This is a genomic window from Bacillus capparidis, from assembly GCF_017832095.1.
Taxonomy (GTDB): domain Bacteria; phylum Bacillota; class Bacilli; order Bacillales; family Bacillaceae; genus Bacillus; species Bacillus gobiensis.
This window is the reverse complement of the sequence record NZ_JAFDST010000003.1, coordinates 218,598-231,562: the sequence shown is the minus strand read 5'-3', so window position 1 is coordinate 231,562 and position 12,965 is coordinate 218,598. Positions and strand designations below refer to the sequence as shown.

Here is a 12,965-nt window from a genome sequence, read left to right as displayed (position 1 = left end):
GGGAAAGCGTTTACGTAAAATGTAAGCGTTGTACAACAAGGGGGAATTGATGGGAATGAAATGGTTAACTATTTTTTTGCTAAGTTTCTTGTTTTTATTCATCACAGGCTGCAATAGTCATCCTACAGTTTCATCAGAAAAAGTCACAAAAATCGAATTTTTTTCTAACAAAAGTGAAAACATAACCATCCTTAAACAGCTCATTGAAAAATTCGAGAAGGAAAACCCAGAGATAAAAGTTCAGCTAATTGCCCCGCCTGATGCGGATACCGTTATTCGCACACGAGTGGCCAAAGAAAGCCTTCCGGATGTTATGTCTCTCGGCACTTTCAGGGATATTGCCAAAGCAGGCGTATTAAGAAACCTGGCCGATGAAGAAGTCACCAAAAAGATTGAGCCTACTTATCTAGACATTCTCGCCACAGAAAATAATTTAAAGAAAAACGAAATAATCGGCCTTCCCTATAGCGTAAACGCCAACGGTCTCGTTTATAACAAAGACAAATTAAAACAGCTGGGCTTCGGTGACCCGCCAAAAACGTGGGATGAATTTATATCAATGCTTGATACAGCCAAAGAAAAGGGAGAGGTTCCCATTCAGTTTACATTAAAAGACAGCTGGACCGCTCTCCCTATTTTAAATTCTCTTGCTGGCAATTTGCAGAGCGAAAATTTTGCAGAAGAAAAAAACGAGAAGCAAACATCTTTTGGGGAACAATACGGCGTTATTGCTGACAGAATGCTTCAGCTTCTCGAATATGGCCAGGACGACATCTTTGGAAGAAACTATGCCGACGGAAGCGTCGCCTTTGCAAAAGGAGAAGGTGTTTTTTACCTGCAAGGCAACTGGGCCGTTCCAGAAATTTTGAAAAACAATCCTGATGCGAACATTGGAATGACAGCGTTTCCTTCATCCGATAAAGAAAGTGAGAACAAACTGGTGACAGGTATTGATACGACATTGCTTATGTCAAAGCATGCCGAGCATCCCGAAGAAGCGATGAAATTTATCAATTTTCTTTTCGAACCGGAAAATGTAAAAGCATATATTGAAAACCAGAACATGTTTGCAACATCCGGCAATGTTTTTCAGGAAAACAAATACCTAGAAGGGTTACAACCTTATTTCGAAGACAACCGGGTTACTGGATTTCCCGATCATGCATATCCCCTTGGATTAGGACCGGAAAACCTTGTGCAGGAATTTCTGATTACGAAAAACAAAGATAGGTTTCTAAAAAAATTGGATCAAGAATGGGATAAGATCAATGAGAGAAGCCGGTTTTAATAGAGCTCTTATTAAACGAGGAGGATCATTATGAAATCTACAAAATTCTACTTGATATTAACCTTGCCGGCGCTGCTTTTATTTATCATTTTCCACACGTTTCCCGTTCTCCAGGGAATGTACTACAGCTTTACGAATTATGCCGGCTTCGGAAGCTATGAATTTGTTGGTCTGAAAAACTACTTTCTTGTCTTTCAAGATGAACGGGTACTAAAGTCATATCTTTTTACTTTTCAGTTCGCTATTGTATCCACTGTTTTGGTTAATGCTCTGAGTCTTTTGATCGCAATCGGCTTGCATAAAATCAATCGGTTAAAAACATTTTTCAGAGGCATTTACTTTATTCCTAATATTTTAAGCGTTCTCATTGTCTCCTATATTTTCAACTATATTTTTGCTAATATCCTTCCTGAAATCGGTACTTCTTTAGGAATCGATGGATTATCAAAAAATATATTAGGAGATCCGAATCTGGCATGGATTGGAATTGTTGTCGTAGCCGTCTGGCAATCAATTGCTTTTAATACGATTCTCTATCTCGCCGGCCTTCAAACTGTGGATGAAGATATCTATGAAGCAGCCGAAATTGATGGAGCAAATGGCTGGAGAAAGTTTTGGAAAATCACCTTTCCGCTTATTGCCCCATTTTTTACGATAAATATGGTGTTGGCAATGAAAGGGGCTCTTATGGTGTTCGACCAAGTTGTCGCGTTAACAGGTGGCGGACCCGGAACAGCTACAGAATCGATTTCTTATCTGATTTACAAAGGCGGATTTGCAAGCGGACAGTTTGCTTACCAATCTGCAAACGCAGTCATATATTTCATTGTCCTTGCAACAATTTCCATACTACAAATCAAATTGCTGCAAAAAAGAGAGGTTGATATGTAAATGAAGAGAAATTTCATCATAACCATACTCTTAGCTATAGGTGCACTATTCATTCTGTTTCCGCTATATTTAGCTGTGACCGTTGCATTTAAAACGCCTGAAGAATTGGCTCAATCATTCGTAAGTCTTCCGAACCAACTCTCGCTTTCAAACTTTTCTGAAGCAATTCGGCTGACCAATTTTTATAACGCCTTTAAAAACAGTGCTTTCATTACCATTAGTGTAGTCATTTTGACGCTTTTGACGAATTCAATGGTAGCTTACGCGATTGCTCGTAATATGCATAAACGCTTCTATCGATATATCTATTACTTTTTTATCAGCGCCATGTTTATTCCATTTCCGATTTTAATGCTGCCCATTGTGAAACAAGCCGGTTCTCTTGGGATGGATAACCCAATCGGATTAATCTTTCTTTACGTAGTTTATGCCCTTTCTTTCAATGTCTTTGTTTATGTAGGTTATATTAAATCCATACCTATTGCCTTGGAAGAAGCAGCGATTATTGACGGTGCCGGACATTGGAAAATATTTTGGAAAGTCATTTTCCCTTTGCTCACTCCAATCAATGCAACTGTCGCCATCCTGCAATGTTTATCAACATGGAACGATTTTTTGCTTCCGCTCGTGTTATTAAGCGATCCCAACCAAGCGACTCTGCCTCTGACACAATTCGTCTTTCAGGGACAATTCAGCACCAACTATAATCTCGCCTTTGCTTCATATTTAATGGCACTGCTTCCGATGCTTGTTGTTTACATGTTTGCACAAAAGTGGATTATTAGCGGTGTGACGCGTGGATCGGTTAAATGATAGACAAATAGTAGAAATATAGCACTCACCAAGGCTGCTTTAGAATAATTAAGCGGCCTTTCCACTGTTTTTTCTAAACACAAAATCCTCTCACTCTCCCTTTCAAAACTCCTTCTATAATGTGCTAATACCTTATGCCTATACTTCCTATTTATAAGCAATTATTAATAAATTGCTCGAAAAGGAGTATCGAACCATTTACAGCAACCTAATTAATATGTTAAATTTGAAATACATAAATTTTATTTATTTTTATAGGTTTATGCATCCGCTTTCTTATTAGTCTAAAGGATTTGTAATCTATTTGATAATTTGAATACGGTTCCAGTAAAATGAAAACTTCAGTAACTAGAAAAGATAGCTCAATTGATTTTGAAAACGCATCCTTGGATTAAGTGTAAGGTAACATACACACTTCTATGAAAGCCATTTCATTATTGTGAACGATTACACAATTTTTCAAGAAATGGAGAATCTCAATGACCCTTAAATATTATTGTTTACCAATTAACTGTTGATGCAGCAAAAAAAGAGGGAGGAACACTATAATGGATATTTTAAAAAGAGCAGTACTTTATCTAGGCGGACTCTTTGTTTTGGCATTTGGTGTTGTATTAATGATTAAAGCAGATGTAGGAACTGCCCCATGGGACGCTCTGTATGTTGGTTTAGCGGAGAATGTCGGATTAACTGCAGGTTCTTGGATATTTATTGTTTTAGGTATACTTATTGTCATTAACAGTATCATTAGAAAGGCTTTGCCAAACGTTGGAGGATTTATCCCTATCATTCTTCTGGGGTTTTATGTAGATTTATTAAATTTAAATCTTTTAAGCTTCATAGAACTTGAAAGTCTCCCTCTTCGCTGGGGCTTATATCTCGCTGGCATTGTCATTCTTGCATTAGGAATTTCCATCTATCTTCAGGCTCGGTTTGCACCGCTTCCAAATGATGAACTGATGCTGGCTCTTTCAAAACGATTTGGATGGAAAATGAGTACCACAAAAACAGTTGGAGAAGGAACAGCCTTTATACTTGCTATTATTTTCCGAGGTCCTATTGGAATTGGTTCAATCGTCAGTGTCCTGCTTTTAGGATTCTTAGTCGGCATGTTTAACAACCTAATCGAATCAGCAAAATCAAAAAACAGCAGTACGAGTGTCAGCAAACAAAACCAAGCTGTGTCCTAGATTCCAAAAGACTGCCCGAAATTTTCGGGCAGTTTTTTTGTTTACAGAAGGAAATAATAATGAAATCAAGAAAAGAATACAGAGGTATGTTATGGCAAGGAGGAATTCCGATGACTTTAGAAATCAAAATATATAAAACACTCGGAGATTTTCTAAAATCCCGCCGGGAACGAATTCAACCTGAGGAGGCCGGTATTCTAGGCTCCTACGGAAGAAGGAGAACACCAGGATTGCGCAGAGAAGAGGTTGCTCAGCTGGCAGGTGTCAGCACAACCTGGTATACGTGGCTGGAACAAGGGAGACACGTTTCAGCTTCAAGAGAAGTAATTGAAAGTATTGGCAGAGCCCTTCAATTATCCCCCGATGAGCAACATCATTTGCTCAGGCTTTCTCATTATAGCGAGCCAAAGAACCCTTCCAACCAATCAGAAATTATGGATACCGGGCTGCAAAGAATCATTGATCATATGCCATACCCTGCAATTATTGCGAACAACCGGACAGTAGTGCTTGCATGGAATAAGATGGCTTCAAAAATAATCGCTAATTTTGACGAAATCCCTTCTGAAGAACGGAATATGACCCGTTTAATATTTTTGAATCCATTCCTGCGTAAGAATTTGGTTAATTGGAATGAATTTGCCCAATTTTCAGTAGCGGTATTTCGTTCGAATTTTGATCAACAGCCTGGAGACCCTTGGTTTGAAGCTTTTGTCCGGAAAATCTGTAAGGAAAGCAAAGAGTTTTCGGATTTATGGCAACTTCACGATGTCCAAAGAAAGACAGCACGGAAATTGACATTCAATCATCCCGAAGAAGGAATCATATCGTTTCAATTGAACAGTTTCGGCCACATTAACGGGAATGCCGATCTCCATTGCTGTGTGTTTACACCTCTTTCGGATTGATCTCCATCCAGGTAGTTTTTATACCAGTATAATTGAACACTGTTTGCCTCTCTCTTTGTTTCATAAAATATGAATATAAGAAACAAGGAGGCATGAAAAATGAAAGCAGTTGTAATCGATCAATTTGGCAACCCCGAAAACTTACAGCTTCGAGAATTACCCGACCTTCTGCCCGATCCTGGAATGCTAACGATTGATGTTGTTTATGCCGGGGTAGGTTACGTCGATATTTTGCTTCGCAAAGGGGCATTTGGTACGAATTTTCCGATGCCTTTGATTCCGGGTTTAGAAGTGGCGGGATATGTACGTGAGGTCGGGGAAGGTGTCGAAGGATTTTATACTGGCCAGCCGGTTGTATCAATGACGTTGATGAATTTAGGCGGCTATGCTTCGCTTGCCCATGTATCACCTGATTTGACTATCCCGCTTGATCAATTGGGGGCTGATCTGAGTCTGGATGCTGCAGCAGCTTCCATAGTGAATCTCACAACAGCTTATATGGCTATTAAACATGTAAATAAAATGCAGGTAAATGACACGATCCTTGTTTCATGAGCTGTCGGCGGACTTGGCAGTTTCTTAGGGCAAGTGGCAAAGAAATTAGGAGCAGGCAAGGTTTTCGGAACTGTCGGAAGTGCAGAGAAAATGAAGTGTGGTGCATCATTCGACTATGATGAATTGTTTCTCCGATCCGATTTTAAGAAGCAAATCCTTCAGGCAACTGAGCAAAAAGGAGTACATACGGTATTCGACCCGGTTGGAGGAGATATGCGGGAACAGAGCTTGGAAGTGCTTCGCCCGTTTGGTCAATTGATTGTTGTGGGGAACGCAAGCGGAAAAGAGGATGTACCCTTCTCTTCGAACCAGCTATGGATGTCCAATAAAAGCGTCTCTGGATTCGCTTTGGGATCTTATGCGCAAACTGCTCCTCAAATCGTTGGAAAAGCAGCTAAAGAGGCCCTGCAAATGCTTGCCAGAAAAGAAATTCACGCAGAAATATTCGGAGTATTTTCATTAGATGAAGTAATTGATGCCCACGTACTGTTAGAAGGAAAAAACACTGTTGGAAAATTGCTTTTGCGAATCAATAATGAATGAGGTGGAATATATGGAGAATCGTTCGTTAGGCCGTTCAGGATTAAAGGTAACTAATCTAGGCCTTGGGACAATGACATTTGGAAATCAAGCCGACAAAAAAACATCATTCGAAATTATGGATAAAGCTTTTGATGCAGGGATTACATTCATCGATACTGCCGATATGTACCCGCTGGGCGGCGAGTGGAGCCAACTGGGTGCAACTGAGGAAATAGTCGGCGGCTGGCTGCAAGGAAAACGGGATCGTGTCGTCCTTGCAACCAAATGCTTCGGAGCCATGGGACCTGGCGCTAACGATAAAGGCCTTAGCCGCAAGCACATCATGTCGGCTGTAGAAGAAAGCTTGCGCCGATTACAAACAGACTATATTGATCTCTATCAAGCCCACATGTTTGATCCATCGACGCCATTGGAAGAAACATTGCGAGCGTTTGACGATCTGGTCACTCAAGGAAAAGTACGCTACATCGGTGTGTCAAATTGGCGTGCATGGCAAATAGCAAAAGCAAACGGAATCGCAGAACAAAAACATTATATGAAAATTGAAAGCGTCCAGCCGCGATACAACCTTTTGTTTCGCATGATTGAGGAGGAGCTCTTGCCAATGTGCAGTGAGGAAGGTATCGGTGTGATTACTTACAATCCTCTGGCAGGCGGCCTTCTCACGGGACGATATAATTGGGGCGATTCTCCTGAAGCAGGCAGCCGCTTTGGACTTCAAGGGCATAATCAAGCAGGATCATTTTACCAGGAGAGATATTGGAAAGAGCCTTATTTTGCAGCGGTAGAAACATTTCAAAGATGGTGTTTGGAGCATAACTATGAGATGGCATCAGCTGCAGTGCGATGGGTTATTCAGCAAGCCGGAATCACATCCGCAATAATTGGTGCCAGCCGTCCGGATCAATTAGATGCGAGCATAAGAGCAACGGAGATGGACGACTTTTCAGCAGACGAACTGAAATGGCTCGATCAGCTGTGGTTCTCCCTGCCAAAACGAAAAGAAGATCGATAGAAGGATATATTCCGAGAATGGTCGGATATATTTTAGTCTTGGGGGATATATTTCCATTTTGGGAGGATATCCCCCTTTCCTGCGGTTTCACCTTTTTAAATCATTAAATATTAGATTTTGCACGCTAAGTATCAAATTCATTCAGAAAAGTTTTTTAAGAAATGATATATGTAAAAATGAGGTATGGCAAGGATTCCTTCTTTTTCAAGCCTAGATTGATAAATTTTGAAAATTTCGTGAAATACATGGTGGAAAAATTCTTGCTAAAAATATCGAAAAAAAGAACAGAACTTTCTTAAGGTAGAAAATTCTGTTCTTTTTTATCAAATTAGTTATTTAAAGAATAAAGGATCCGATTTTTAACTTTGCTCCGGCATCGTATTCCAAAATGTGACTTCATCTAAAGGCAATCTCACCGTCGGATGAGCAGGTTGCGCCGCTTTACCGATTGCAATGAGCATGACCGTTGCATAGCGGTCGGAAATGCCGAATGCTTTTCGGAATTCTGGCTCGCTGTAGCCAGCCATTGGCACTGTATCGTAACCTCTTGCTTTAGCTGACAGCATGATTTGCATTGATACTAATCCCCCATCGATCAGTAAGGAACGTTTCACGATGTCAGAATGAGGATCAGAGTAGTAGCCATTAATATTTTTAATCATCTGACTTTTTGCCTCTTCTGTCATATACCCCGCCTCGACAGCTGCACTATAAATTTGCTCAACTTTTTCTATTGCCTGCGAATCTCCCAATACCGCTATAATTGCAGACGCTTGCACAACCTGTTCCTGATTAAATGCAATCGGTAAAAGAATTTCTTTTTTGGCTTGATCATCGATTACGAGAAAACGCCACGGTTGCACGTTAGCACCAGAGGGCGCCAGTGTCGCTTCTTTCAGGATTTCATTTATTTCATCTTTAGACAATTTCCAATTGGGATCATATTTTCTTACGGAATGGCGATCTCTAATTACATCAGAAAATAACGATTCTTGTTTTACTTTTATTGACATTGTTCTCTCCCCCTAAAATAAATGATTTGCCAAAAGCTACTCTTTCTAAGCGTTGTTACAAAAAATTGTTCAAAATTTATCACAGTTTGCTTTAAAATCTCCCTAGATGTATTCATGATGATTCCAAGTAATAAATTTACTGCAACAATATGTAGCACAGTAAAAAGTAAAAATAAATGCAGCAAGTGATTAACTAACTGCAACTACTTTAAGCACATTATACGAAGAATACTTTTTTAAAGCAACAATAATGCATACAGAAATTACTTCTTTGTTATATTAACCGATTAAATCTGATATGGTATATTGACGAAGAAAATCAAGTGATTTCTGCTCTGCCTCGTTCATGATTTTTTCTATAGCCATGTCCAGTTGTTTGCCAGCTTCATCACAGTTTGTTGTTTCTTCAGTTTCTGTACATTCGCTTTTTACAGCCATATATACATCTGCAAGAGTAATTTCAGATGAAGGTCTCCTTAGGGTATAGCCACCCTCTCTTCCTTCTTTTGCCTCAACTATTCCTGCATTCACTAATAAAATTAATACTCGTCTTAAAAAAGTAGCGTGCGAATTGACTTGACAAGCAATCGATGCACTCGACAACTTCCCTTCACATTGTGATAGCCATACAAGCGCACGAACAGCAATTTTAAAACGAGGAGGTCCAAACGAAATTCCGCGACTCTTTGTGTTCAATTTATTTTCATTCCCTTCATAACCAACCGCTTTCATTTATAAGCTTACCGTAAAGTAATGTGATTTAAAAGTTCAACAAGATCAAATACTGTATTCGGTTCGTTTCTTAGCATATAGTGTTTCAGGTAAAACAAAACCCTTAACCCGGACATTTTACCGCCCCCGATAAAAAACGTATAATAATAGGGAATGATACAGCTGGAGGAAATGGAATGAAGCCAAAAATTGAAGATGTTGCAAAGCTCGCAGGTGTTTCACCAACGACGGTTTCCCGAGTGTTAAACAACCGCGGCTATATCAGCCAAAAGACAAAGGACAACGTACAAAAAGCGATGAATGAGCTGAATTACTTTCCAAACGACTTGGCTCGCTCTTTATTTAATAAACGTACATACTTAATCGGGTTAATCCTACCGACGACGAGCAACCCGTTTTTCGGAGAGCTTACTTTCCATATTGAAAACATATGCGCTTCGCTCGGCTATAAGGTTTTGCTTTGTAACAGCTTGAACCGGATCGATAAAGAAGAGCAGTATGCCGAAATGCTAATGAGAAATCAAGTAGATGGGATTATTGTCGGGACACACAATCAAGGAACGTTTCATTACCACAAGCAAAATTTGCCCATTGTTGCGATTGATCGTTATTTTTCAAATACGATTCCCGTAGTTGGTTCGGATAATTATGCAGGTGGGAAACTTGCGACTGAGCATTTACTCTCTAAAGGATGTAAAAAAATCATTCACTTTAACGCGCCTTTACAAATCGAAGCTCCTGGCCAGTTAAGAAGAACAGCATTTGAAGATGTTTTGAAAAAGCATCATATGGAGCCAGTTACTTATGAAATCGAAACTCCTCTCGGTCACGAAGGCCAAAAAGAAGTGATTCAAAAAGCCTTTGGCGAAATCCCGGACGTTGACGGAGTATTTGCGAGCAATGATTTAATTGCCGCCGTGGTCATTAATGAAGCTAAGAAGCGGGGAATTGACATACCAAACCGGTTAAAGGTTGTTGGCTATGACGGTACCGAAACCGGGAAAATAATGATGCCTCAATTGACAACCATACAGCAGCCGATTGATTTAATTGCAAAAACGGCAATCGAGATTTTACGAAAAGAAATTGACGGTGAATTCGGCACGGCTCCATATGAAACACAGTTGCCTGTTACCCTGTTAGAAGGAAAAACAACATAAAACATTGTCTTTTTAGCAATGTTTTTATTTTTTTATGTCATGCGGTTGACATACGAAAGCGGTTGACATAAACTATTTGTGAAAGGGTTTTCTGAAAACGGTACCTTTCAAGGGGGATGGGATAAATGTCAAAATCAAAGACAATGTATTGGAAATTAAGCGGATATTTCTTCTTTTTCTTTTTCACTTGGTCAGCAAGCTTTTCACTTTTTTCCATTTGGCTAGGACAGGAAATCAATTTAAACGGAGCAGCTACTGGCATTATCTTTTCTGTAAACGCTATCTTCGCTCTGATTATGCAACCGCTTTACGGCTATATTTCCGATAAAATCGGCTTAAAGAAAAACATTCTCTTATTCATCAGCCTGCTGCTTGTATTTGTCGGACCATTTTTTATCTATATTTATGGGCCGCTATTAAAATTCAATATATTAGCGGGTGCGATCGTCGGAGGCTTGTATTTAGGCGTAACATTTTTGTCAGGTGTCGGCGCAATTGAAACCTATATTGAAAAAATCAGCCGGAAATACAAATTTGAGTATGGCAAATCGAGAATGTGGGGATCATTAGGATGGGCTGCAGCCACATTTTTCGCTGGGCAAATTTTTAACATTAATCCGAACTTGAACTTCTGGATCGCTTCTATTTCTGCGATCATATTGGTAGCTATTATTCTATCAGTTCATGTAGAAATGACAGATTTTGAAATCGTAAGGGCAGATTCTGTTTCTATTAAAGACATTGGAAATCTGTTTTTATTAAAAGACTTTTGGTTTTTGATGATGTACGTCATAGGTGTCGCTTGTATTTACGGGGTATACGACCAGCAATTCCCTATTTACTACTCATCCGTATTTTCATCTGAAGCTTTAGGAAATCAAGTTTTTGGGTACTTAAATTCATTTCAGGTTTTCATGGAAGCCGGAATGATGTTCCTGGCACCATTTATTGTGAAAAAAATCGGGGTTAAAAACGGCTTGCTTCTGGCAGGATTTTTAATGGCCTTCCGAATCATCGGATCAGGCATGGTTATGGGGCCGGTCGGTATTTCATCGATGAAATTGATTCATGCGTTGGAGCTGCCGATTATGTTAATTGCCATGTTTAAATACTTGGCAGCTCATTTTGATACCCGGCTTTCATCCATTCTTTATTTAGTCGGATTTCAATTTGCCACCCAAGTAGGCACAACCATCCTTTCACCGATTGCCGGAATGCTTTATGATGATTATGGGTTTCGTAATACGTATATCATAATGGGAGCAGTCGTTCTTTTGTTCACGATTCTTTCCATCTTCACTTTGCTTACTGAGAAAAAACAAACATCCAGAGGAATTCAATTGGAAACGGCAAATCAACCAACAATAGGAGGACTACCTAATGCTAACAACAAATAAAATCGAGCTAGCGAATCAGGCATTACAACAAGCATGTGAAAAAATGAATAAACGTTTTCGGCTTGGTTATCACATAATGGCTCCTGCCAATTGGATTAATGATCCAAACGGACTGATCCAGTTTAATGGAGAGTACCACGCGTTTTACCAGCATCATCCGTACGATGAACATTGGGGTCCTATGCATTGGGGCCACGTAAAAAGCAAGGATTTGGTTCATTGGGAGCACTGCTCAGTCGCTTTAGCACCGGGAGATGAGTGCGATATAGACGGATGCTTTTCTGGAAGCGCAGTAGATAACAACGGAGAGCTGACACTGATCTATACTGGTCATAACTATACAGATAAAGATAATGACATTTTCTATCAAAATCAAAACATCGCAGTGAGCACTGACGGGATTCATTTCACAAAAGTTGGAGAAAACCCGGTGATTGCCGAGCCTCCTGAAGACAGTTCCCATCATTTCCGTGATCCAAAGGTGTGGAAACACGAGGATTCTTGGTATATGATTCTGGGAAATTCGACAAAAGATAACGTGGGACGTGTGATTTTATATCGTTCTGCTGATTTGCGAAAATGGGAATACGTTGGCGTTCTTGCGCAAAGTGCAGGAGATCTTGGGTTCATGTGGGAATGTCCGGATTTCTTTGAATTAGACGGTAAGCACGTTCTCTTGTTTTCGCCTCAAGGAGTAGAAGCAAAAGGAGATTTATATAAAAACCTTTTTCAAACAGGCTACCTTATAGGAGAGTATGACTACGAAACGAACAAATTCGTGCATGGTTCATTCGAGGAATTGGATCACGGACATGACTTTTACGCCGTACAAACTTTATTAGATGATAAAGGCCGCCGAATCGCCATAGGATGGATGGATATGTGGGAATCAAACATGCCGACAAAAGAAGACGGATGGGCAGGTGCGTTGACTCTCCCCCGCGTTCTCACTCTTGGAGAAAACAACAAGCTTCTTATGAATCCTGTAGAGGAAGCAGAATTGCTTCGCGAAGCGGAACACAATGTATGTACAAATCAAGTGATCTCAGGTAGCTTCACAGCTGAAACGAACAGTGAGATGCTTGAAGTAAAAGCCGTTTTTGATTTCACCGGCTCGCGTCCTGAATCAGTTGGGTTAAAGATTGTTGGTGGCCAGGAAGAGACAGTATTAACGTATAACACATCTAACCAAAAGCTAATCCTTGACTGCACGAAAAGCGGAAAGCCGGAAGACGGAGTCAGAAGCGTGACTACAGAAGCTAATGGAGAGCTTGTCTTGCGTGTATTTATCGACCGGTCGTCCATCGAAGTCTTTACAAACAACGGCCAGGCAACATTGACAAGCCGCATCTACCCTAATGAAAGCAGAACAGGTATCGAGCTGTTTTCTGAAAAAGGGGATGTTACGGTCAAAGAATTGACGTATTGGACGCTAAAGGATATTTGGGAATAAGCATGTA

At 40.1% G+C, this 12,965-nt stretch carries 12 protein-coding genes and 1 pseudogene; 11 read left to right on the top strand and 2 right to left on the bottom strand.

Annotated elements, in window-relative coordinates; translation table 11 throughout:
• The first annotated feature begins 55 nt into the window (after window positions 1-55).
• The 8 genes and pseudogenes from JOC74_RS14685 to JOC74_RS14655 all read left to right on the top strand — a co-directional run bounded on the left by JOC74_RS14685 (window position 56) and on the right by JOC74_RS14655 (window position 7,203).
• Window positions 56-1,288: an ABC transporter substrate-binding protein gene (locus tag JOC74_RS14685; RefSeq protein WP_082364365.1), complete on the top strand. Its 1,233-nt coding sequence runs from the start codon at window positions 56-58 to the stop codon at window positions 1,286-1,288.
• A gap of 30 nt (window positions 1,289-1,318) precedes the next feature.
• A complete protein-coding gene (locus JOC74_RS14680) occupies window positions 1,319-2,179 on the top strand; it encodes a carbohydrate ABC transporter permease (RefSeq protein WP_053605409.1) in 861 nt (286 codons plus the stop codon).
• Complete coding sequence (locus tag JOC74_RS14675) at window positions 2,180-2,992, top strand: carbohydrate ABC transporter permease (protein ID WP_053605408.1); 813 nt, start codon at window positions 2,180-2,182, stop codon at window positions 2,990-2,992. It abuts the gene before it with no gap.
• Window positions 2,993-3,540: 548 nt separating this feature from the next.
• A complete protein-coding gene (locus JOC74_RS14670) occupies window positions 3,541-4,182 on the top strand; it encodes a YczE/YyaS/YitT family protein (RefSeq protein ID WP_053605407.1) in 642 nt (213 codons plus the stop codon).
• A 110-nt stretch (window positions 4,183-4,292) separates the two neighbouring features.
• Window positions 4,293-5,090, top strand: a complete 798-nt coding sequence (locus JOC74_RS14665) for a helix-turn-helix transcriptional regulator (RefSeq protein ID WP_053606189.1) — start codon at window positions 4,293-4,295, stop codon at window positions 5,088-5,090.
• Between the two features lie 99 nt (window positions 5,091-5,189).
• On the top strand, window positions 5,190-5,645 hold the full coding sequence (locus tag JOC74_RS23605; RefSeq protein ID WP_225970288.1) for an alcohol dehydrogenase catalytic domain-containing protein: 456 nt from the start codon (window positions 5,190-5,192) through the stop codon (window positions 5,643-5,645).
• A 21-nt stretch (window positions 5,646-5,666) separates the two neighbouring features.
• Window positions 5,667-6,188 (top strand): annotated as a pseudogene (locus tag JOC74_RS23600) (zinc-binding dehydrogenase); the annotation flags it as partial.
• A 10-nt stretch (window positions 6,189-6,198) separates the two neighbouring features.
• Window positions 6,199-7,203, top strand: a complete 1,005-nt coding sequence (locus JOC74_RS14655) for an aldo/keto reductase (protein ID WP_053605406.1) — start codon at window positions 6,199-6,201, stop codon at window positions 7,201-7,203.
• A gap of 359 nt (window positions 7,204-7,562) precedes the next feature.
• Here JOC74_RS14655 and JOC74_RS14650 read toward each other — a convergent pair whose 3' ends face one another.
• Together JOC74_RS14650 and JOC74_RS14645 are read right to left on the bottom strand one after the other, a co-directional pair.
• Window positions 7,563-8,216 carry a nitroreductase family protein gene (locus tag JOC74_RS14650; protein WP_053605405.1) on the bottom strand — a complete coding sequence of 218 codons (654 nt, stop codon included), beginning with the start codon at window positions 8,214-8,216 and terminating at the stop codon, window positions 7,563-7,565.
• A 279-nt stretch (window positions 8,217-8,495) separates the two neighbouring features.
• Complete coding sequence (locus tag JOC74_RS14645; RefSeq protein WP_053605404.1) at window positions 8,496-8,948, bottom strand: Rrf2 family transcriptional regulator; 453 nt, start codon at window positions 8,946-8,948, stop codon at window positions 8,496-8,498.
• A 176-nt stretch (window positions 8,949-9,124) separates the two neighbouring features.
• Here JOC74_RS14645 and JOC74_RS14640 point away from each other — a divergent pair, with 176 nt between their 5' ends.
• The 3 genes from JOC74_RS14640 (at window position 9,125) to JOC74_RS14630 (ending at window position 12,958) form a co-directional block, all read left to right on the top strand.
• A complete protein-coding gene (locus JOC74_RS14640; protein WP_053605403.1) occupies window positions 9,125-10,108 on the top strand; it encodes a LacI family DNA-binding transcriptional regulator in 984 nt (327 codons plus the stop codon).
• A gap of 125 nt (window positions 10,109-10,233) precedes the next feature.
• Entirely contained in the window at window positions 10,234-11,505 is a 1,272-nt protein-coding gene (locus tag JOC74_RS14635; RefSeq protein ID WP_053605402.1) for an MFS transporter, read from the top strand.
• Window positions 11,489-12,958, top strand: a complete 1,470-nt coding sequence (locus JOC74_RS14630) for a glycoside hydrolase family 32 protein (protein ID WP_053605401.1) — start codon at window positions 11,489-11,491, stop codon at window positions 12,956-12,958. The genes JOC74_RS14635 and JOC74_RS14630 overlap by 17 nt, the downstream gene beginning before the upstream one ends.
• The last annotated feature ends 7 nt before the right edge of the window (window positions 12,959-12,965 follow it).